16 protein-coding genes and 1 pseudogene are annotated in these 20,325 nt (G+C 72.5%); 5 read left to right on the top strand and 12 right to left on the bottom strand.

The window, feature by feature from the left end; translation table 11 throughout:
• Positions 1 to 151: 151 nt before the first annotated feature.
• From ACFYMU_RS10565 to atzF, 4 genes are all read left to right on the top strand, one after another.
• Complete coding sequence (locus ACFYMU_RS10565; protein ID WP_388370935.1) at positions 152 to 976, top strand: urea amidolyase associated protein UAAP1; 825 nt, start codon at positions 152 to 154, stop codon at positions 974 to 976.
• Between the two features lie 32 nt (positions 977 to 1,008).
• Positions 1,009 to 1,623, top strand: a complete 615-nt coding sequence (locus ACFYMU_RS10570; RefSeq protein ID WP_388370937.1) for an urea amidolyase associated protein UAAP2 — start codon at positions 1,009 to 1,011, stop codon at positions 1,621 to 1,623.
• Positions 1,620 to 5,141 carry a 5-oxoprolinase/urea amidolyase family protein gene (locus tag ACFYMU_RS10575; protein ID WP_388370940.1) on the top strand — a complete coding sequence of 1,174 codons (3,522 nt, stop codon included), beginning with the start codon at positions 1,620 to 1,622 and terminating at the stop codon, positions 5,139 to 5,141. Before ACFYMU_RS10570 ends, ACFYMU_RS10575 begins: the two co-directional genes overlap by 4 nt.
• A gap of 63 nt (positions 5,142 to 5,204) precedes the next feature.
• The gene (gene atzF, locus ACFYMU_RS10580) at positions 5,205 to 6,860 is read left to right on the top strand and encodes an allophanate hydrolase (RefSeq protein WP_388370943.1); all 1,656 of its coding nucleotides are present in this window, start codon (positions 5,205 to 5,207) and stop codon (positions 6,858 to 6,860) included.
• Positions 6,861 to 7,092: 232 nt separating this feature from the next.
• Here the strand turns inward: atzF and ACFYMU_RS10585 are convergent, their stop codons facing one another.
• The 12 genes and pseudogenes from ACFYMU_RS10585 to ACFYMU_RS10640 all read right to left on the bottom strand — a co-directional run.
• Entirely contained in the window at positions 7,093 to 9,945 is a 2,853-nt protein-coding gene (locus tag ACFYMU_RS10585; protein ID WP_388370946.1) for a DEAD/DEAH box helicase, read from the bottom strand.
• A 37-nt stretch (positions 9,946 to 9,982) separates the two neighbouring features.
• Positions 9,983 to 10,873 carry a diacylglycerol kinase gene (locus ACFYMU_RS10590; protein WP_388370949.1) on the bottom strand — a complete coding sequence of 297 codons (891 nt, stop codon included), beginning with the start codon at positions 10,871 to 10,873 and terminating at the stop codon, positions 9,983 to 9,985.
• A 31-nt stretch (positions 10,874 to 10,904) separates the two neighbouring features.
• Positions 10,905 to 11,855: a twin-arginine translocase subunit TatC gene (tatC, locus tag ACFYMU_RS10595; RefSeq protein ID WP_388370952.1), complete on the bottom strand. Its 951-nt coding sequence runs from the start codon at positions 11,853 to 11,855 to the stop codon at positions 10,905 to 10,907.
• 47 nt (positions 11,856 to 11,902) lie between these two features.
• Entirely contained in the window at positions 11,903 to 12,184 is a 282-nt protein-coding gene (tatA, locus tag ACFYMU_RS10600; RefSeq protein ID WP_388370955.1) for a Sec-independent protein translocase subunit TatA, read from the bottom strand.
• Between the two features lie 311 nt (positions 12,185 to 12,495).
• On the bottom strand, positions 12,496 to 12,690 hold the full coding sequence (locus tag ACFYMU_RS10605; protein ID WP_388370956.1) for a hypothetical protein: 195 nt from the start codon (positions 12,688 to 12,690) through the stop codon (positions 12,496 to 12,498).
• 10 nt (positions 12,691 to 12,700) lie between these two features.
• The gene (locus ACFYMU_RS10610) at positions 12,701 to 13,033 is read right to left on the bottom strand and encodes a hypothetical protein (RefSeq protein WP_388370958.1); all 333 of its coding nucleotides are present in this window, start codon (positions 13,031 to 13,033) and stop codon (positions 12,701 to 12,703) included.
• Positions 13,030 to 14,058 (bottom strand): helix-turn-helix transcriptional regulator, encoded by a 1,029-nt coding sequence (locus tag ACFYMU_RS10615; protein WP_388370960.1) that lies wholly within the window; start codon positions 14,056 to 14,058, stop codon positions 13,030 to 13,032. Before ACFYMU_RS10615 ends, ACFYMU_RS10610 begins: the two co-directional genes overlap by 4 nt.
• Positions 14,059 to 14,073: 15 nt before the next feature.
• Entirely contained in the window at positions 14,074 to 15,099 is a 1,026-nt protein-coding gene (locus ACFYMU_RS10620; protein WP_388370962.1) for a helix-turn-helix transcriptional regulator, read from the bottom strand.
• A gap of 139 nt (positions 15,100 to 15,238) precedes the next feature.
• Entirely contained in the window at positions 15,239 to 15,610 is a 372-nt protein-coding gene (locus ACFYMU_RS10625; protein ID WP_388370965.1) for an FKBP-type peptidyl-prolyl cis-trans isomerase, read from the bottom strand.
• A 70-nt stretch (positions 15,611 to 15,680) separates the two neighbouring features.
• Positions 15,681 to 16,682, bottom strand: coding sequence for an FKBP-type peptidyl-prolyl cis-trans isomerase (locus ACFYMU_RS10630; protein ID WP_388370968.1), 1,002 nt, complete (start codon positions 16,680 to 16,682; stop codon positions 15,681 to 15,683).
• Between the two features lie 129 nt (positions 16,683 to 16,811).
• Positions 16,812 to 18,173, bottom strand: coding sequence for a Pup--protein ligase (gene pafA, locus ACFYMU_RS10635; protein ID WP_388370971.1), 1,362 nt, complete (start codon positions 18,171 to 18,173; stop codon positions 16,812 to 16,814).
• A gap of 9 nt (positions 18,174 to 18,182) precedes the next feature.
• Positions 18,183 to 18,746: pseudogene (locus tag ACFYMU_RS10640) on the bottom strand (MFS transporter); the annotation flags it as partial.
• A gap of 251 nt (positions 18,747 to 18,997) precedes the next feature.
• On the opposite strand from ACFYMU_RS10640, the gene ACFYMU_RS10645 reads away from it, so the two are divergent.
• Positions 18,998 to 20,203, top strand: coding sequence for an MFS transporter (locus tag ACFYMU_RS10645; RefSeq protein WP_388370974.1), 1,206 nt, complete (start codon positions 18,998 to 19,000; stop codon positions 20,201 to 20,203).
• The last annotated feature ends 122 nt before the right edge of the window (positions 20,204 to 20,325 follow it).

The following is a 20,325-nucleotide window of genomic DNA, read 5'->3' on the forward strand; positions in this document are numbered from 1 at the left end:
CACCGTCACGGACCACGGCGTGAGAAATGGGTAACCGGCCGGCAACACCCGGGACACGACGGCGACGCGGCCCCCGCCTAATTTCTGTCGGGCGACAGAAATCGGCGCGGCAGTCCAGCGCAGCAGTTCACCGGATCACCGGAGGTCCCGCATGGCGACAGCCACCACCCACGGAGCACGCGACCACGCCCGGGCGCAGGAGGGCGCCCGCGCCGAGGCCATGCCCGTCGTGCCGGCGAGCGCCTGGCCCGCACCGCCCTGCGAGGCGGGCCACCTGGTGTGGGCGGAGACCGTGGCGGGCGGCAACTACACGCACCGGGTCCTCGCCCGCGGCACCGAGCTGCGCCTGACCGACCCCCACGGCGACGCCTGCGCCCACCTGCTGCTGTATGCCGCCGACCGCCCGTGGGAGCGGCTGAACGTCGCCGACACGGTCAAGGTGCAGTGGAACGCCTACCTCGGCGAGGGGCGCCTGCTCCTGTCCGACCAGGGCCGCGTGCTCGCCTCGGTCGTCGCGGACACCTCCGGCCGGCACGACGCGCTGTGCGGCACGTCCACGCTCGCCCGCAACACGCGGCGGTACGGCGACGGCACCCCGCAGTCCCCGTCCCCCGCCGGACGCGAGCTGTTCAAGCTGGCCGCCGCCAAGAACGGCCTTCAGCCGCGCGACCTGCCGCCCTCGCTGTCGTTCTTCCGGGGCGTGGAGGTCCGCGAGGACGGCGCCCTCGACTTCACGGGCTCCGCCGGTCCGGGCGGCAGCGTCACCCTGCGCGCCGAACAGGACGTCACGGTGCTCGTCGTGAACGTCCCGCACCCGGCCGACCCGCGCCCGGACTACGTGTGCACCCCGCTGGAGGTGCTCGCCTGGCGCGCGGCGGCGACACGCCCTGGCGACCCGCTGTGGGAGGCCACCCCGGAAGGCCGCCGCGCCTTCCTGAACACCGCCGAGTTCCTTGCCGCGAGGGGGCGCGCGTGAGCGCCGGCCGCCATGAGACCGAGAGGGCCCGCATGACCACGACCGCCACGACGAGGACCGTCGTTCCCGCACGCGCCGCCTGGTCCTCGACCGTCCGCGCCGGCGAGACCCTGACCATCACCGACCTGCACGGCAACCAGGCCGTCGACTTCCTCGTGTACGACGCCCACGACACGTCCGTCCGCTACAGCGCGCCCGACACCGTCCACGCCCAGGGGAACATCTTCCTGAGGACCGGCAGCGTGCTGCTGTCCTGCGAGCACACCCCGCTGATGACCGTGGTCGCCGACGAGGTCGGCCGGCACGACACCGTCGGCGGCGCCTGCTCCAAGGAGTCGAACACGCTGCGGTACGGGCATCACACCTGGGCCCAGCACGCCTGCGTGGACAACTTCCTCGCCGAAGGGGCGCGGTACGGCCTCGGCAAGCGCGACCTGGTGTCCAACATCAACTGGTACATGAACGTGCCCGTCGAGAAGGACGGCACCCTCGGCATCGTCGACGGCATCTCCGCCCCGGGCCGCTCGCTGACGCTGCGCGCCGAACGCGACGTGCTCGTCCTGGTCTCCAACTGCCCCCAGATCAACAACCCCTGCAACGGATTCGAGCCGACGGCGGTGGAGATGACGATCGGGGCCGCCGGATGAGCTTCGACACGCTGCTGGTCGCCAATCGCGGCGAGATCGCCGTCCGGATCATCCGCACGGCCCGCGAGCTGGGCCTGCGCACGGTCGCCGTGTACTCCGACGCCGACCGCGGCGCACCGCACGTCCGGCTCGCCGACCAGGCGGTGCGGCTCGGCCCGGCACCCGCCACGGCGTCGTACCTGGACGCCGACCTCGTCCTGAAGGCGGCCAAGGACACCGGCGCGGGCGCGATCCACCCGGGCTACGGCTTCCTGTCCGAGGACGCGGGCTTCGCGCGCCGCTGCGAGGACACCGGAATCGTGTTCGTGGGGCCCACGCCGGAGCAGCTGGAGCTGTTCGGCGCGAAGCACACCGCGCGGGCCGCGGCCGAGGCGGCCGGGGTGCCGCTGGCACCCGGCACCGGGCTGCTGGCCTCCCGGGCGCAGGCGCTGGAGCGGGCCTCGGCCATCGGCTACCCCGTCATGCTGAAGGCGACCGGCGGGGGCGGCGGCATCGGCATGTCGGCATGCCGCTCCGCCGATGAACTGACCGACGCCTGGGAGCGGGTGCAGCGGGTGGCCGCCGCGTCCTTCTCCTCCGCCGGGGTGTTCCTGGAGCGCCTCGTCGAACACGCCCGCCACATCGAGGTGCAGGTCTTCGGCGACGGCCGGGGCCGTGTCGTCACCTTCGGCGACCGCGACTGCTCCCTCCAACGCCGCCACCAGAAGGTCGTGGAGGAGGCGCCGGCGCCCGGGCTGCCCCCGCACGTCCGCGAGCGGCTCGCCACGGCCGCACGCGATCTGTGCGCCTCGGTCGGCTACCGCTCCGCGGGCACCGTCGAGTTCGTGTACGACGCGGCCCGCGAGCAGGCGTACTTCCTGGAGGTCAACACCCGGCTCCAGGTGGAGCATCCGGTCACCGAGGAGATCTACGGCGTCGACCTCGTCGCCTGGATGCTGCGGCTGGCCCGCGGGGACCTGGACGTCGTACGGGACCCGGGCCCGCCCCGCGGCCACGCCGTGGAGGCACGCCTGTACGCCGAGGACCCCTCGCGCGGCCACCGGCCCTGCGCGGGCCTGCTGACCCGGGTCGAGTTCCCGCAGGGCGTGCGGGTGGACGGCTGGGTGGAGACGGGCACCGAGGTCACGGCCTCGTACGACCCCCTGCTCGCCAAGGTGATCGCCCACGGTCCTGACCGGGCGCACGCGCTGCGGCGCCTGGACGAGGCCCTGTCCCGTACCCGCGTGGACGGCATCGAGACGAACCTGGGACTGGTGCGCGCGGCGCTGGCGGACCGGCGCGTCCGCTCGGCCGCGCACTCCACGGCGACCCTCGCCGGCGTCACCGACCCCACCCCGCGCGTCGAGGTGGTGTCGGCGGGCACCCTCACCACCGTCCAGGACTGGCCGGGCCGCACCGGCCACTGGCAGGTGGGCGTGCCCCCGTCCGGACCGATGGACGACCTCTCCTTCCGGCTCGGCAACCGGGCGCTCGGCAACGCGGAGGGCCTGCCCGGCCTGGAGTGCACGCTGCAGGGACCGGCCCTGCGCTTCACCCACGCCACGACCGTGTGCGTCACCGGCGCCCCGGCACCGGTCGCGGTGGACGGCGCACCCGTCGCGCAGTGGGAGCCGGTGACCGTCCCCGCGGGCGCCGTCCTGGAGATCGGCGCACCCCTGGCGCACGGGCTGCGCACCTACGTGCTGTTCGCGGGCGGCCTGGACGTGCCCGCCTTCCTCGGCAGCGCGGCCACCTTCACCCTGGGCGGGTTCGGCGGCCACGGCGGCCGGGCGCTGCGCACGGGGGACGTCCTGCACGGCGGCACGGTGGCGACGGGCTCCCCGGTGCCGCCGGCGGACCGCCCGGTGTTCACCTCGTCGTGGCGGCTCGGGGCGCTGGAGGGTCCGCACGCGGCACCGGAGTTCTTCACCGAGGACGACATCCACGCCTTCTACGCCGCCGCGTGGGAGGTCCACTTCAACTCGGCGCGCACGGGCGTGCGACTGGTCGGCCCCGCGCCCCGCTGGGCCCGCTCGGACGGCGGGGAGGCGGGTCTGCACCCGTCCAACATCCACGACACGCCGTACTCGGTCGGCGCCGTCGACTACACCGGCGACATGCCGGTCCTGCTCGGCCCGGACGGCCCCTCGCTGGGCGGCTTCGTCTGCCCGGCCACGGTGGCGACGTGGGAGCGGTGGAAGCTCGGCCAACTCCGCCCCGGCGACACGGTCCGCTTCGCACCCCTGGCCGACGACGGCGCACCGCGGCCGGAGATCGCGGACGGCGGGGTGCTGGCCCGGGACGGCGACGTGACGTACCGGCGCAGCGGCGACGACAACCTGCTGGTCGAGTTCGGGCCGATGCAGCTCGATCTGGCGCTGCGGATGCGGGTGCACGCGCTGATGGAGGCGGTCGCGGAGGCCGGCCTCGACGGGGTCACGGACCTGACGCCCGGCATCCGCTCCCTGCAGATCCGGACGGACCCGGCACGCCTCGCCCCGCGTGAACTGCTCACCGCCGTGCGGGACACGGCCGCACAGCTGCCGCCCACCGACGAGCTGGTCGTCCCCTCCCGCACGGTCCACCTGCCGCTGTCCTGGGACGACCCGGCCACCCGCGAGGCCATCGCCCGCTACATGGCGGGCGTGCGCGACGACGCGCCCTGGTGCCCGTGGAACATCGAGTTCATCCGCCGCGTCAACGGGCTCGCCTCCGTGCAGGACGTGTACCGCACGGTCTTCGACGCGGAGTACCTGGTCCTCGGCCTGGGCGACGTGTACCTGGGCGCCCCCGTGGCCACGCCCCTGGACCCGCGCCACCGCCTGGTCACCACGAAGTACAACCCGGCGCGCACCTGGACCGCCGAGAACTCCGTCGGCATCGGCGGGGCCTACCTGTGCGTCTACGGCATGGAGGGTCCCGGCGGCTACCAGTTCGTGGGCCGTACGACGCAGGTGTGGTCGGGATGGCGGCAGCGGGGCGCGTTCGAGCCGGGCTCGCCCTGGCTGCTGCGGTTCTTCGACCGCATCAAGTGGTACCCGGTCGGCGCCGACGAACTGCTGGACCTACGCGCGGACATCGTCTCGGGCCGCTATGCGCCGCGCATCGAGGAGGGCGAGTTCTCCCTGGCGGCGTACGAGACGTTCCTCGCCGAGAACGCCGACTCGATCGCCGAGTTCCGCTCCCGTCAGGGTGCCGCCTTCGCGGCGGAGCGCGCCGCCTGGGAGGCGGCGGGCGAGTTCACCCGGGCGCAGACCGCGACGGCACCGGCACCCGAGGCGGCCGAGGTGGCGGTCCCGGACGGCGGCCGCCTGGTGGAGGCCGAGTTCGCCGCGTCCGTGTGGCAGCTGAACGTCCGCCCGGGCGACCTGGTCACCACCGGGCAGCCGCTGCTCGCCCTGGAGGCGATGAAGATGGAGTCCCGGGTACCCGCCCCGATGGACGGCGTGGTGACGCGGGTCCTCGCCAAGCCCGGCGACCGGGTGGAGCCGGGCACCGCACTGGTCGTGCTCGCCCCGGCGGCGACGACGGCACCCTGAGGGCACGGCCCCGCCCGCATCCCACCCCCGTCCCCCGCACCCGACCCCCAGCCAGGAGCAGAGATGTCGAGTCTCACCCGAGTCCGGCGGGCCCATGAACGCATCGCGGCCGTGGACCGCCCCGACCTCTGGATCGGCCTGCGGTCCCGGGCGGAGGTCGAGTCGGAGGCCGGCGCGATCGACGAACGCGTCGCCGCGGGCGAACACCTCCCCCTGGCGGGACTCGTGTTCGCCGTCAAGGGCAACATCGACGTCCACGGCCTGGACACCACCGCGGGCTGCCCCGCCTACGCCTACGCGCCCACGGCGGACGCGCCGGTCGTCGCACGCCTGCGCGCCGCCGGTGCGATCGCGCTCGGCACCACCAATCTGGACCAGTTCGCCACGGGTCTGGTCGGCACCCGCTCCCCCTACGGCGCGGTGCGCAGCGCCCACGATCCGACGCGGATCGGCGGCGGCTCCAGCTCGGGTTCGGCGGTGGCGGTGGCCCTCGGCATCGTCGACTTCGCCCTCGGCACCGACACCGACACCGCCGGATCGGGGCGCGTGCCGGCCGCGTTCAACGGCATCGTCGGGCTCAAGCCCACCCGCGGTCTCGTGCCCACCACCGGCGTCGTCCCCGCCTGCGCCTCGATCGACTGCGTCACCGTCTTCGCCCGTACGCTCCCGGAGGCCGAGCGGGCCCTGGCGCACATGGCGTCCCCGCCGGGCCGGGCCCTCCCGCCCCTCCCGCAGCGCGCCCCCGGCCCCTGGCGCATCGCCGTCCCGCCCCTGGCGCAGCTCGGCGAACTCGACGAGGGCTGGGCGCGGGCCTACCAAGGCGCCGTCGCCCGGCTCGCCCGGGCGGGCGCCGAGGTGCGGGCCGTCGACCTGACCCCCTTCACCGAGGCCGCCGCGATGCTCTACGAGGGCGCGTTCGTCGCCGAGCGCTACACGGCCGTCGGCGAGTTCGTCGACAAGACGATCGCCGAGGGCGGCGACGGCCTCGACCCGACCGTCGCCGGCATCATCACCCGCGCCCGCGACATCCCGGCCCACCGGCTCTTCGCCGACCGGGCCCGGCTCGCCGGCCTGCGCGCCCACGCCCTCGCCGGGCTGGCCGACGCGGACGCCCTGCTGCTGCCGACGACGCCGGGCCACCCCACCCTCGCCGAGGTGGCCGCCGATCCGCTGGGCTCCAATGCGCGACTGGGCCGCTTCACCAACTCCACCAATCTCTTCGACCTCGCCGCGGTGGCCGTGCCCGCGGGCGAGGTCGACGGCCTGCCGTTCGGCGTGATGCTGATCGGCCCGGCGTTCACCGACGAGCGGCTGGCCCGGATCGCCCGCTCGCTGGAGGCGGACACACAGCTCGTCGTGGTGGGCGCTCATCTGTCGGGCCGGCCTCTCAACCCCCAGCTCCTGGCCCTGGGCGCCCGCCTGGACCGTACGACGGCGACCGCCCCCGTCTACCGCCTGCACGCCCTGCCGACGACTCCGCCCAAGCCCGGCCTGGTCCACGTCGGCGAGGGCGGGGCCGCGATCGAGGCGGAGGTGTGGCGGCTGCCCGCCGAGGGCCTCGGCCGGCTGCTCGCCGGGCTGCCCCGCCCGATGACACTCGGCCGGGTCGAACTCGCCGACGGCGGCCACGCCCCCGGTTTCCTGTGCGAGCCCGCCGCGCTGGAGAACGCGCCCGACATCACCGCCTACGGCGGCTGGCGCGCCTACCTCGACCACTGACCGACCGGGCGCCGGGCCGCTCCGCGGCCTTGCGTACGGGATCTCCGCGTCACCCCGCTCCCACGGCCCACGGCCCGCGGCCCGCGACGGCGCGACGGAGAGCCGGGCCGTCCCGCGCGGCCGAGGCGGGTGATCCCGCCACCCCACGAGCCTGCGCCGCCGCGCCGCCCCCGCCGGGTTGCGCCCGGTGCGTCCGACGCGGACCGCGGCCCCGTCGTGCGGGCGGACCGGATCAGCCCACCGACGAGTAGGCGACCACCCCGCGCAGCAGGCCGTCGACCGCCTTGCGGGCGTTCTTCGTGACCGTCGACCCCTCGCCGGGTGCCGCCGCCGCGATCTGGCCGAGCACGTCGATGACCTGCTTGCACCAGCGGACGAAGTCACCGGCCGGCAGCTCGGCCTCCCGCAGCACCTCGTCGAGTCCCTTGCCGTCGGCCCACATGTACGCCGCCCAGGCGAAGCCCAGGTCCGGCTCGCGCTGGCCGACGCCCTCGGTCTGGGTGATCCGGAACTCCTCCTCCAGGGCGTCGAGCCGGCCCCAGATGCGCACCATCTCGCCGAGCGTGGCCTTGACCCTGCCCGACGGCAGCTGTGGCGCCATCACGTCGTCCCCGGCCCTGGACTCGTACACGAGCGCCGAGACGCACGCGGCCAGCTCGGCCGGGGCGAGCCCCTCCCACACACCGGCCCGCAGGCACTCGCTGGCCAGCAGGTCCAGTTCCCCGTACAGCCGGGCCAGGCGTCTGCCGTGCTCCGTCACCTCGTTGCCGCGCAGATAGTCCAGCTCCGTCAGCAGCGCGACGATGCGGTCGAAGGTGCGGGCGATGGTGTTCGTACGCCCCTCGATGCGGCGCTCCAGCTGCGAGGTGTCGCGCAGCAGCCGGTGGTAGCGCTCCGCCCAGCGGGCGTGGTCCTCTCGGTCGTTGCAGCCGTGGCAGGGGTGGGCACGCAGCGCCGCGCGCAGCCGGGCGATCTCCCGGTCGTCGGCGACCGCGGACCGCTTCTTGCGGTGCCGGTCCGGAGGGATGTGCCCCGCCTTGGTGCGCAGCGCGGAGGCGAGGTCGCGGCGGGACTGCGGCGAGCGCGGGTTGAACGACTTCGGGATGCGCATCCGTTCCAGCGCCTCGACGGGCACCGGGAAGTCCATGGACGCCAGCCGCTTGACCTGTCGCTCGGCGGTGAGGACCAGCGGGCGCGGGCCGTCCTGGTAGTCGAAGCCGCGGTGGCCGTCCGTGCGGCCGGCGGGCAGGCCGGGGTCCAGCACCAGGGCGAGGCCGGCGTACTTGCCGGTCGGGACGTGGATGACGTCACCGGGCCTGAGTCTCTCCAGGGCGACGGCCGCCTCGGCGCGGCGCTGCGCCGCGCCCTGCCGGGCCAGCTCCGTCTCGCGGTCCTTCAGTTCGCGGCGCAGCCGCGCGTACTCCTCGAAGTCGCCGAGGTGGCAGGTCATGGAACTCTTGTAGCCCTCGAGTCCCTCCTCGTTGCGCTGCACCTGGCGGGAGATCCCCACGACCGACTTGTCGGCCTGGAACTGCGCGAACGACGTCTCCAGCAGTTCGCGCGAGCGGTGCCGGCCGAACTGCTCGACCAGGTTCACCGCCATGTTGTACGAGGGCTTGAAGCTGGAGCGCAGCGGATAGGTGCGGGTGCCCGCCAGCCCCGCGAGGTGCTCGGGGCTCATGCCGCGCTGCCACAGCACCACGGCGTGGCCCTCGACGTCGATGCCCCGGCGGCCCGCCCGGCCGGTCAGCTGCGTGTACTCGCCCGGGGTGATGTCGGCGTGCTGCTCGCCGTTCCACTTGACGAGCTTCTCCAGCACCACCGAGCGCGCGGGCATGTTGATGCCGAGCGCGAGGGTCTCGGTCGCGAACACGGCCTTCACCAGACCGCGGACGAACAGCTCTTCGACGACCTCCTTGAACGTCGGCAGCATGCCCGCGTGGTGGGCGGCGATGCCGCGCTCCAGGCCCTCCAGCCACTCGTAGTAGCCCAGGACGTGCAGGTCCTCGGCGGGGATGGAGGCCGTGCGCTCCTCGACGAGGGCGCGCACCTGTTCCCTCGCCTCCTCGTCGTTGAGGCGGAGCCCCGCGTACAGGCACTGCTGGACGGCGGCCTCGCAGGCGGCCCGGCTGAAGATGAACGTGATCGCGGGCAGCAGGCCCTCGGCGTCGAGCCGCTCGATGACCTCGGGCCTGCTCGGCGTCCAGACCCGGGCGCGCTGCCTGCGCTCCCGCTCACGGTCGGCCTCGCGCATGGCGCGGCCACGCCTGCGGTCCGTGTACGAGGGGCGGCTCGCCTCCATGCGGGCCAGGCGCGCCAGGTCGGGGTTGACGGCCTTCTTGTGGCCCTCGCCCTCCTCGAACAGGTCGTACATGCGGCGGCCGGCCAGCACGTGCTGGAACAGCGGCACGGGCCGGTGCTCGGAGACGATCACCTCGGTGTCGCCGCGGACGGTGTCGAGCCAGTCGCCGAACTCCTCCGCGTTGGACACGGTCGCCGACAGCGACACCAGCGTCACCGACTCGGGCAGGTGAATGATCACTTCCTCCCAGACGGCGCCACGGAAGCGGTCGGAGAGGTAGTGCACCTCGTCCATGACGACGTAGCCGAGGCCGAGGAGGGTCCGGGAGCCGGCGTACAGCATGTTCCGCAGGACCTCGGTGGTCATCACGACCACCGGGGCGTCGGCGTTGACGCTGTTGTCGCCGGTGAGGAGCCCGACCTTGGGGGCGCCGTAGCGGCGGCACAGGTCGGCGTACTTCTGGTTCGACAGCGCCTTGATGGGTGTCGTGTAGAAGCACTTCTTGCCCTGGTTCAGGGCCAGGTGGACGGCGAACTCGCCGACGATCGTCTTGCCGGAGCCGGTGGGCGCGGCCACCAGGACGCCCTTCCCCGCCTCGAGTGCCTGGCATGCCTCGATCTGGAAGGGGTCGAGGCCGAAGTCGTACATCTCGCGGAACGAGGCGAGCGCGGTGGCCTGCTCGGCGGCGCGACGGCGGGCCGCCGCGTACCGCTCGGCCGGTGAGAGGTCCTCTGTCATCGTGCTTTCGAGCGTACCGGGCGCCGCTGACAACAGGACGATCATTATCCGGAATCCGGTTCCGGGGCCCGGAGGCCGCAGCTCAGGGGGCTGCGACCCGCACCGCCCGGGGGATGCAGCGCGCGGTCAGCGGCAGCGGGCCGAGCGGCTCCCCGTCGGCGTATCCCGTGATGCCGTCGGCGGCGAGGTCGACCCGGGCGGCCCGGTGCACCGTGACCTTGGGATGCTCGATGTGGGTGCCCCGGTAGACGCGCGGGAACACCGTGAGCAGCGTCGCCCGGCCGCAGTCGCCGACGACGGTGATGTCGAACAGCCCGTCGGCCGGGTCGGCGCCCGGGCAGATGCGCATGCCGCCGCCGTACGACGATCCGTTGCCGACGGCCACCAGGGTCGCCTCGACCTCCCGGACCTCGCCGCCGTCGAGGGTGATGCGGTAGGGGAACGGCCGGAAGGCGGCGAGTTCGGCGAGCATCGCCAGGTCGTACTTGAGGCGGCCGGTCGGCCACGCCATGCGGTTGCCGCGGTCGTTGACGCGGGAGTCGAACCCGGAGGCCAGCACGGTGCCGAACCAGCGGTCGCCCACCCGGCCGAGGTCGATCTCCCGCAGCCGGTCCCCCGTGAGGGCGTCGGCGATCAGGCGGCCCGCCGCGGCCGGGTCCCGCACGGGCAGTCCGAGGGCGCGGGCGAAGTCGTTGCCGGTGCCGACGGCGACCAGTCCGAGCGGGGTGCGGGTGCCGGCGACGGCCTGCAGGGCGAGGTTGGCCATGCCGTCCCCGCCGACGGCGATCAGGGCGCCGGTGCCGTCCCGGACGGCGCCGCGCGCGCGGGTGAGGGCGTCCTCGGGGCTGTCCCCGAGGATCGTCCGTACGGAGAAACCGGCCGCCCGCAGAGCGGAAGCGGCCGGCTGCGCCGCCCGGGCGCCCCGGCCGCGTCCCGCGGTGGGATTGACGAAGAGGGTGAGCTCGCTGGTCACGGAGGTGACCTTACGGCCGGCCGCCCGGTCCTCAGGTCACGTCGTCATAACCGTTGACCCGGTCCGTGCCCGCCTGCTCCGGCAGGGTCCGTCCGGCCGTCACGGACTCGGCCTCTCCGATGTCCTCGGGGGTGAGATCCAGCTCGGACGCCTCGTCGTCGGCGGGGCCCGCGGCCTCGCGCAGACGCCTGCGCCGGTCGTTCAGCAGCGAGAAGAGCACCGCGCCGAAGTACAGCACCCAGATCGGCGCGGCCAGCGCCAGCATGGTCAGCGGGTCGGTGCTGGGCGTGGCGACGGCCGCGAAGACCGTGATGCCGAGGATCATGGCGCGCCACCAGCCGAGCATGCGGCGGCCGGAGATCACTCCCGTGAGGTTGAGCATGACCAGCAGCAGCGGCAGCTCGAACGAGAGACCGAAGACGATCACCATGCGGGTGACCAGATCGAGCAGGTCGTCCAACGGCAGCAGGTTGCTCACGCCGTTGGGCGTGAAGCCGATCAGGACCCTGGCGGTGGTCGGCAGCACCCGGTAGGCGAAGTAGGCGCCGGCGAGGAACAGCGGGACGCCGGTACCGACGAAGGCGAGCGCGTACTTCTTCTCGTGCCGGTGCAGTCCCGGGGCGACGAAGGCCCACAGCTGGTAGAGCCAGACCGGGGAGGCCAGCACGACACCGGCCGTCAGGGACACCTTCAGCGCCAGCGTGAACGGCGCCAGCAGACCGTTGATCGTGATCTGCGCGCACTGTTCGGTGTCGTCGGACGACCTCGCGAGTTCCTCGAAGGTCTTGGCGCAGCCCACCGAGTTCAGCACCGGCTTGGTGATGACGTTGACGATGTCGTTGTAGAAGAAGGCAGCCAGGACCGTGACGACGGTGATGGCCAACAGGGCCTTCGCGAGCCGGTTGCGGAGCTCACGAAGGTGCTCGGTGAGGGGCATCCTCCCCTCGGGATCCTTCTCCTGCTTGCGGGCAGACTTGAGCAACCCACGTCCTCATCTCGTGCGGCAGGCCGGATGCGTCCGGCCGTGCGTCAGCGCTTGGTCGTGTCCGTGGGCTCCGTGACCGGGCGGGCGCTGGTCACGTCGCCGGGCGCGGCCTGGATCGTGCGCTGGGCGGGGGCCTCGTCGTTCGGCGGGCCGGCCGGTGCGGACGGCTTGCCGTCCTCCTTCATCGCCTTGGCCTCGCTCTTCAGGATGCGCGCCGACTTGCCGAGGGAGCGCGCCATGTCCGGAAGCTTCTTCGCGCCGAACAGCAGGACGATGACGACGAGGATGAGGATGATCTCGGGAGCTCCGAGCCTTCCACCGAACATGTCTTTACCTTCTCACCGAGGCGGCGTGGGTGGGGGTTGCTGTCCGATCGGTCGGACGCGTGCCCGCCCGTCGTGCAGCGATCGTAACGCTCAGGGGTGAACGCGGGGCAATCCCTGTGCGTACTCCCGGCCTGCGGCCCGCGCCTCGTTCTGCGGACCACGATCTGCAGCGTACCTGTCCGCGAGGAACGGGAGACAGGCCGAAGCGACTCATTGCGCATCCATGGCGCGACTCATACCGGACCCACGAAACGGGCCGGTCCCAGGGGCACTTCGGGGGCCGCCCGGCGCGGCCGGCGCCCCTGCGCACCTCATGCCCGCTCCGCGGCGCGCGCGGCTCCCACGGCGGCCCGCTCCAGATCGTCCGCGGCCCGGTTGATCCGTCGCGCGGAGTCAGCGACCTGCCGCCCCAGCCGCTGCGCCTCCATGAAGACCCGGACGGCGAGCACACCCAGAACGGCGAGCCCCAGGAACCCCAGGGCGATCGCGAGCATCGGCCAGAACATGACGTCGAGCCTAGAGGGTCGAGTGCAGACGCAGTGTCCGCACCCCGCCCCCGGTCAGGAGCTCGACGATGCGCTCACCCGCCGGCTTGCGGACGCAGACGCCGCACTCGGGACAGGTGAAGGAGTAGAAGGTGCGCTCGCTGGTGGCGCCGATGGCCAGCCGCAGGGCACCCGCACCGAGCTCGAAGCGGGCCCTGCAGTCCGGGCAGCCCGCCCGGAACACCACGTCGGCCACCCGTCTCATGCCCGCGAACGCCGTGCGCACCGACATCTCCCCGGACCCTGGCGCACCGGCCGACGCGCCCGACCGCTCCGACGTACCAGACACCGCCGACGTGCTCACAGCCTCTGCTCCTGCCTGTCGTACAGCCCGTCCTGAACCACGTCCGGCCCCTCGTAGGCCGCCAGCGCCTCACGGGCCGCCCGGCGGGCACTGTCCGCGAGGTCCTGCGGCGCCACGATCCGGCCGTCCCGCCCGAGCCGCAGCGCCAGCCGTCGCAGCGACGCCGGGTCCGGGGTCCGCAAGGTGATACGCAGCCCGCCGTCCGGCAGCTCATCGGCGCTGTCGTGCGGGTAGTACTCGGCGACCCAGCGCCCGCCGGGCCCGACCTCGACGACGACCTCCGGGTCCTCCGCGGCGGGCTGGACGAGCCCCTCCGACAGGTCGCGCAGCTCGATCTCCGGCGGCGCCGACGGCTCGTCCAGGATCTTTATCTCGGCGACCCGGTCGAGCCGGAAGGTGCGGCGCGCCTCGGAACGGCGGCACCACGCCTCCACATAGGTGTGGCCGACGCTGACCAGGCGGATCGGGTCGATCTCACGCTCGGTGACCTCGTCGCGGGCCGGTGAGTAGTAGCGGATCCACAGGCGGCGGCGCTCGGAGATGGCCCTGTCGACGTCCGCGAAGACGCCGCCCTCCGACTCGAAGGTCACCGACAGCCGGGAGCTGGCCCCTGCCGCCTCACCGGCCGCGGTCTCCACCTTGGCGGTGGCGCGCAGCAGCGCCTGCCGGTCGCTCTCGCGCAGGCCGGGCAGGGTGGCGACGGCCCGCGCGGCCACCAGCAGCGCGGTGGCCTCGTCCGCCGCCAGACGCAGCGGCTCGGCCGCCTCCGCGCCGAGGGCGGCGGGGTTGTGCCACCAGATGCGCTCGCCGTCGGTGTCGATGTCGAGCAGGTCGCCGCCGCGGAAGCTGGTGCCGCACATGGGCAGCACGTCGAGGTCCGAGACCAGCTCGTCCTCGGTGATGCCGAAGGCCCGGGCGACGTCCTCGATCCGCGCGCCGGGGCGCTCCCGCAGATACGTCACCAGAGACAGCATCCGCCGGGTCTGGTCGATGGCGTTCGCGGGCCTGGCCGGTCTGCCTGCCATGTCGTCCCCTCCCCCTCAGCCCTTGGCCACGGCACGCAGCCGGTCCACCACGTCGGCCCGCAGCTCGGCCGGCTCCACGACCACCACGTCGGGCCCGAACTCGACCAGCCACGCGTCGAGACCGTGCCCGTACGGAATCTCCAACTCGTCCCAGCCCTCGTCGAGTTCCCGTACGGCGGTCGCCTTCGCCCGAAGGGGGTACCCCGCGCCCGCGCGCAGCCGGATCAGGGCGGTGCGATCGGCGATCTCCCCCGCCCAGCCCGCCACGGTCTCGCGGACGGTGACCGCATCGGGCACCTCGGCCGTGAAACCGCCGCCGCGGGAACGCACCTTGCCGGTGATCCGCGACAGCCTGAAGACGCGCTCCGCGCCGCGGTCGCGGTCCCAGCCCGCCAGATACCAGTGGCCACGCCAGCACTCCAGCGCCCACGGCTCGACATGGCGCGGCTCCGGGCGTGCGGCGGTGGCCTTGCGGTAGTCGAACACCACCGGCCGGCGGTCGCGGCACGCCAGCATCAGCGGCTCGAAGGCGGCCTCGTGCACGGGGATGCGTGGCTCCAGGGCACCGTGCGCCTCGTACGGGTCGACGTCCTCGGGCAGCCCCGCGGCGCGCAGCTTCTGCAGGGCGCCGCTCGCGGCACCGGCGAGACGGGCCTGCTGCCACACCTTGGCGGCCAGGCCGAGGGCGGCGGCCTCCTCCGCATCGAGGGTGATGGGCGGCAGGCGGTTGCTGTCACGGCGGGCGAGATAGCCGACCTCGCCGTCCAGGTTCTCCACGGTCTCGATGACCAGGCCCAGCTCGCGCAGATCGTCCTTGTCGCGCTCGAACATGCGGTTGAAGGAGTCGTCGGAGCCCGCCGCGGTCCTCTCCGGCCCGGACGCCGCGCCTCTCCCCGGCCCGGACGCCGCACTCCTCCCCGGCCCGAAGGCCTCGACGTATGCCTCGATGGACTCCCGCAGCTCGCGCTTGCTGAGCGGCCGCCGTGTGCCGAGCAGACACAGCGCCAGATTCATCAACCGCTCGGCCTTGGCAATGGCCATCGACGCCCTTCGCCTTCCCTGTGGTGCTTACGATCGACGACCGTACCGCTCGCACGTGTCGTGACAAAAGCCGAGGGCCCACGCCCGCTCGGGCATGGGCCCCGGATGATCGCTTCCGGTCCGGGATCGAACCGTCGGATCAGACGCCGACCAGGTCGCAGACGAAGATCAACGTCTCGCCCGGCTTGATCCGGGCACCCGCACCGCGGTCGCCGTAGGCGAGGTGCGCGGGAATCGTCAGCTGGCGGCGGCCGCCCACCTTCATGCCCTGCACACCCTGGTCCCAGCCCTTGATGACCTGGCCGACGCCGAGCTGGAACCTCAGCGGCGTGCCGCGGTTCCAGGACGCGTCGAACTCCTCACCGGTGGAGAAGGCCACGCCCACGTAGTGGACGGAGACGGTGTCGCCCGCCTTGGCCTCCGGGCCGTCACCCTCCCAGATGTCCTTGATCTCCAGGTCGGCCGGGGGCTCGCCGCCCGGGAAGTCGATCTCGGGCTTCTCGATGCTCACGTCAAAAGCTCCTGCTGATTCGTGTTGAGGCCATTGCGGCACCACCGACACTCTCATATCCCCGCGGGGGTTACATCTTCGCGAGGATGTCCACGGAGAAGACCAGGGTGGAGTCCTTCTGGATACCGCTGCCCGCGGGCGGGTTGTCGCCGTAGCCCAGCTTCGGCGGGACGACCACGAGCACCCGGCTGCCCACCTTCTTGCCCGTCAGCCCCTGGGCCCAGCCCTTGACGACCTGCTGGAGCGGGAACGAGGCGAGGTCGCTGCGGCGGTACGTCGAGTCGAACTCCTTGCCGGAGTCCCACAGCACGCCCTTGTACTGCACGAGAAGGGTGCTGTCCGCCGTGACCGTGGCGCCGTCGCCCTCGATCACGTAGGCCGCGGCCAGAGCGGTCGGGGCCTTCGTCTTCGGCACCTCGATGGAGGGGGCCTTGCCGTCGGTGTTGGTGCCGACCTTCGGCAGAGCGGCGTCGCTCTGGGCGACGACCTTGCCGCGGGCGGAGCTCTTCGCGTTGAACGTGTTCTGGATGTCGACCACGAAGACCAGCGTGTCGGTGCCCTTGATGCCCGCCTGGGCGTTGCCCTGCGAGCCGTAGCCCCAGGTCGGGGGCACGGCCATCTGGACACGGCTGCCGGTCTTCCTGCCCTGCAGCCCGTACCGCCAGCCGTCGATGATGCTGCCCTGGGCCAGCCGGATGACCAGCGGCGTCTTGCGGTCGTAGGAGTTGTCGAAGACCTTCGCCGTGTCCCAGATCTGGCCGAGGTAGTTCGCCTGGACGTAGTCGTTCTCCGCGACCGTGCGACCGCTGCCCGCGATCACCGTCTTCACCGCCAGGTCCTTCGACGGCGAGCCGTCGCCCTTGGCCACGGTGGGCTTCTGGTCGAACTTGGTGCCCGCGGTGATGGCCGGCAACGGGCCGTCGACGATCTTGGGCGGTGGGGTGGTGGACGACGTGGCCGAGGGCGAAGGGGACGAACTGGTGCCGGCCTTGCCGGACGAGTCGTCGCCGCACCCGGCGAGCGTGACCAGTCCGGCGGGCACGGTGGCGAGGAGGAGGGAGCGTCGGCGCACGGTGGGGGCCTCGTATCGGTCGATCTTGTTGATGGCGTGCGCGCAACTCTACGGCGTGAGAAGGGCGCCGTACGGCAAACGTACGGCGCCCGCGTTGCGTTCCGGCGGCGTGCCACCGGAACGCACGGCTCACATTCCGGCGATCAGCTTCTCCACCCGGTCGTCGACCGAACGGAACGGGTCCTTGCACAGCACGGTCCGCTGCGCCTGGTCATTGAGCTTGAGATGCACCCAGTCGACCGTGAAATCACGACGCTGCTCCTGCGCGCGCCGGATGAAATCGCCGCGCAGCCGGGCCCGAGTGGTCTGCGGAGGAACCGACTTGCCCTCGAAGATCTTCAAGTCGTTGCAGATCCGGGCGGCTTGTCCCTTCTTCTCCAGCAGGTAGTACAGGCCGCGGCGCCGGTGGATGTCGTGGTAGGCGAGGTCTATCTGCGCGACCCGCGGGTGCGACATCGTCATGTTGTGCTTGGCGCGGTACCGCTCGATGAGCTGGTACTTCATCACCCAGTCGATCTCGGTACCGATCCGGTCCAGGTCCTCGGTCTCGATCGCGTCCAGCGTGCGGCCCCACAGCTCCAGGACCTGCTCCACCGTGCCGGTGCGGATGCCGCGGCGCTCGCAGAAGTCCACGGCCTTCTCGTAGTACTCGCGCTGCACCTCCAGGGCGGATGCCTCGCGGCCGCTGGCCAGGCGCACCTTGCGGCGGCCCGTGATGTCGTGGCTCACCTCGCGGATCGCCCGGATCGGGTTCTCCAGGGTGAGGTCGCGCATCACCGTGCCCGCCTCGATCATGCGCAGCACCAGGTCCGTGGCACCCACCTTGAGCAGCATGGTCGTCTCGGACATGTTCGAGTCGCCGACGATGACGTGCAGACGGCGGTAACGCTCGGCGTCCGCGTGCGGCTCGTCACGCGTGTTGATGATCGGCCGGGAGCGGGTGGTCGCCGAGCTGACGCCCTCCCAGATGTGCTCGGCCCGCTGGCTCACGCAGTACACCGCGCCCCGTGGGGTCTGCAGCACCTTGCCGGCACCGCACAGCAACTGCCGCGTGACCAGGAACGGGATCAGGATGTCCGCGAGCCGCGAGAACTCGCCGTGGCGGGCCACCAGATAATTCTCGTGGCAGCCGTAGGAGTTGCCCGCCGAATCGGTGTTGTTCTTGAAGAGGTAGACGTCGCCTGCGATTCCCTCCTCGTGCAGGCGGCGTTCGGCGTCGACGAGGAGTCCCTCCAGAATGCGCTCGCCGGCCTTGTCGTGGGTGACCAGTTCGATCACATTGTCACACTCGGGTGTCGCATATTCCGGATGTGAGCCCACGTCGAGATAGAGGCGGGCACCGTTGCGCAGAAAGACATTGCTGCTGCGGCCCCATGACACGACACGGCGGAAGAGGTACCGCGCCACCTCGTCAGGCGACAGGCGGCGCTGTCCCCTGAACGTGCACGTGACGCCGTACTCGTTCTCCAGCCCGAAAATGCGGCGGTCCATGAGTGAACATTACGCCCGATCCTCGGACCTGAAACGGGGTTCGGCAGCACGATTTGGATCATTTTCCGGTGAAGCCGCAACCACCCCGCCCCCAGCAGGAGCTGCGAGGACCCGCCCCGTGGCCGCCAGCACCAGCAGGGACACGCCCCCCGCCGCACCCGGCACCGCGAAGCCCCACAGGGCCCCGCCCGCCTCCACCACCGGCCCGGCGAGCCCCGTCCCGACCGACGCCCCCACGGTGAACGTCGTCACCAGCCAGGAGAACGCCTCCGTGACCGTGCCCCTCGGCGCATGCCGGTCGACGATGACGAACGCGCAGGCGATGCACGGCGCGAGGAACACCCCCGCGAACCCCGTCAACGCCGTCATCGCCGGCGCCGACGGCATCAGCACCAGCGGCAGATAGCTCAGCGCCAGACACCCCACGAGCACCCGCAGCCGCCGCTCCGGCGCACCGGACCACCGGCGCGCCCCGTACAGGGCGCCCCCCACGAGGGCCCCCAGTCCCAGAGCCGCCATCAGCCGGCCGTACACCGCGTCACCGCCGTGCCCGTCCGCGTACGACACCGCCGCCGTTCAGGCGCCGTGCACCCAGCAACCCGGTCCGGCCCTGGCGGATCGCCACCCTCCCTCCACACCGGTGCGGTCTGCCCCGGGGCGGGGTTGACCCGAAGCGGCCCGCCCGGCTAAGTGTTACGTATAACCAAATCCTTCGGGCAAGGTCAGCGACAGGGACATTCAATGACGAACACGCTCAGCCCGGCCGCGCCGCACGCGCACCTGACCGGAGGCCCCTCGGTTTCCGACGGTGACAGAGGCGTCTCATGAGGTACGTGAGCCTCTTGGGAAGTCCCTATGTAGCCCGGCTGCTGGTGGGCACCCTTGTCGGGCGGCTGCCGAGCGGAATGGCCGCCGTGGCGATCCCTCTGGCGCTGCGCGAGGAGGACCAGCCGTACGGCTTCGTCGGGCTCGTCGTCGGGGCGTTCGCCATAGCCACAGCCTTGGGAGGACCGCTGCTCGGCCGTCTGGTGGACCGCGTCGGCCAGACCCCGGTGCTGTTGCCCGCAGCCCTGCTGGCGGCCTGCGGGTTCCTGGTGATCGCGGCGGCCCCTGGCCGACAGGCTTCCGTAACAGCCGGAGCGGTCCTGGCGGGAGCGGCGTCGCCGCCACTGGAACCCTGCTTGAGGGCACTGTGGCCGAGGGTCGTCCCGGATGAGGAACTGGAGTCGGCCTACGCCCTGGATTCCGCCTCCCAGGAACTGATCTTCATGGGCGGGCCGCTGATCGTCGCCGGCTGTGTCGCCGTCGCCTCACCCGTGACAGCCCTGTGGGCCGCCGCGCTGCTGGGACTCTCGGGTGTGCTGGTGGTCGGCACCGCCGAGCCGGCCCGGGCCTGGCGGGCCCCCGCTCGCGAGGCCGACTGGCTCGGCCCGCTGCGCAGCCGGGGTCTGGTCGTCCTGCTGGTCAGTCTCACCGGCGTGGGCGTCGCACTCGGCACGCTCAATGTCGTCGTCGTGGCCTATGCGGAAGAACACCGCGTGCCCGGGGGTGCTCCGGTGCTCCTGGCTCTCAATGCCTTCGGCGCCCTCGTCGGGGGACTCGCCTACGGCGCCGTACGCCACTGGTCGATCCCGCCCGCTCGGCGGGCTCTGCTGCTGACCCTCTGCCTGGCTCCCGGTTATGCGCTCCTGTGCCTGCTGCCCGGGCCGCCCTTGATGTCCGGCCTGATGGTGCTGACCGGACTGTTCCTCGCGCCGGTACTGACCGTCTCGTTCGTCCTGGTCGGAGAGCTCGCCCCGGCGGGCACCGTCACGGAGGCGTTTGCCTGGCTCGTCACGCTGATGACCTCGGGCATGGCGCTCGGATCCGCCGTCGTCGGGCTGGTCCTGGAACACGGCGGTCCGAGTTGGGCAGCGGCGTGTGGCGTGCTCGGGCTCACGGTCAGCGTTCTCATGCTCCTGGCCGGGCAGTCACGGCTGGATTCGGACCGGCAGGCGGACAACCTGGCGTCGGCTGTTTCCACGGCATGACGTGCACCGTGACACGGGGCCACGGCCTCGAACGCGGGAACTCCGCCGAGACCTCACGGACCACCGCGGGAATGTCGTCATGGACCACCCTCCCGGAACCCGTACGTCACGCCGCGGCGCGC

The sequence above is a fragment of the Streptomyces sp. NPDC007264 genome (assembly GCF_042869095.1).
In the GTDB taxonomy this organism is placed as follows: domain Bacteria; phylum Actinomycetota; class Actinomycetes; order Streptomycetales; family Streptomycetaceae; genus Streptomyces.

Excerpts from the sequence above, each read along its gene's own strand:
- ACFYMU_RS10615 (WP_388370960.1), bottom strand. The coding sequence starts at position 14,058 with ATGGCAGGCAGACCGGCCAGGCCCGCGAACGCCATCGACCAGACCCGG.
- ACFYMU_RS10570 (WP_388370937.1), top strand. The coding sequence starts at position 1,009 with ATGACCACGACCGCCACGACGAGGACCGTCGTTCCCGCACGCGCCGCC.
- ACFYMU_RS10565 (WP_388370935.1), top strand. The coding sequence starts at position 152 with ATGGCGACAGCCACCACCCACGGAGCACGCGACCACGCCCGGGCGCAG.
- ACFYMU_RS10585 (WP_388370946.1), bottom strand. The coding sequence starts at position 9,945 with ATGATCGTCCTGTTGTCAGCGGCGCCCGGTACGCTCGAAAGCACGATG.
- ACFYMU_RS10645 (WP_388370974.1), top strand. The coding sequence starts at position 18,998 with ATGAGGTACGTGAGCCTCTTGGGAAGTCCCTATGTAGCCCGGCTGCTG.
- tatA (WP_388370955.1), bottom strand. The coding sequence starts at position 12,184 with ATGTTCGGTGGAAGGCTCGGAGCTCCCGAGATCATCCTCATCCTCGTC.
- ACFYMU_RS10620 (WP_388370962.1), bottom strand. The coding sequence starts at position 15,099 with ATGGCCATTGCCAAGGCCGAGCGGTTGATGAATCTGGCGCTGTGTCTG.
- atzF (WP_388370943.1), top strand. The coding sequence starts at position 5,205 with ATGTCGAGTCTCACCCGAGTCCGGCGGGCCCATGAACGCATCGCGGCC.
- pafA (WP_388370971.1), bottom strand. The coding sequence starts at position 18,173 with ATGGACCGCCGCATTTTCGGGCTGGAGAACGAGTACGGCGTCACGTGC.
- ACFYMU_RS10605 (WP_388370956.1), bottom strand. The coding sequence starts at position 12,690 with ATGTTCTGGCCGATGCTCGCGATCGCCCTGGGGTTCCTGGGGCTCGCC.
- ACFYMU_RS10575 (WP_388370940.1), top strand. The coding sequence starts at position 1,620 with ATGAGCTTCGACACGCTGCTGGTCGCCAATCGCGGCGAGATCGCCGTC.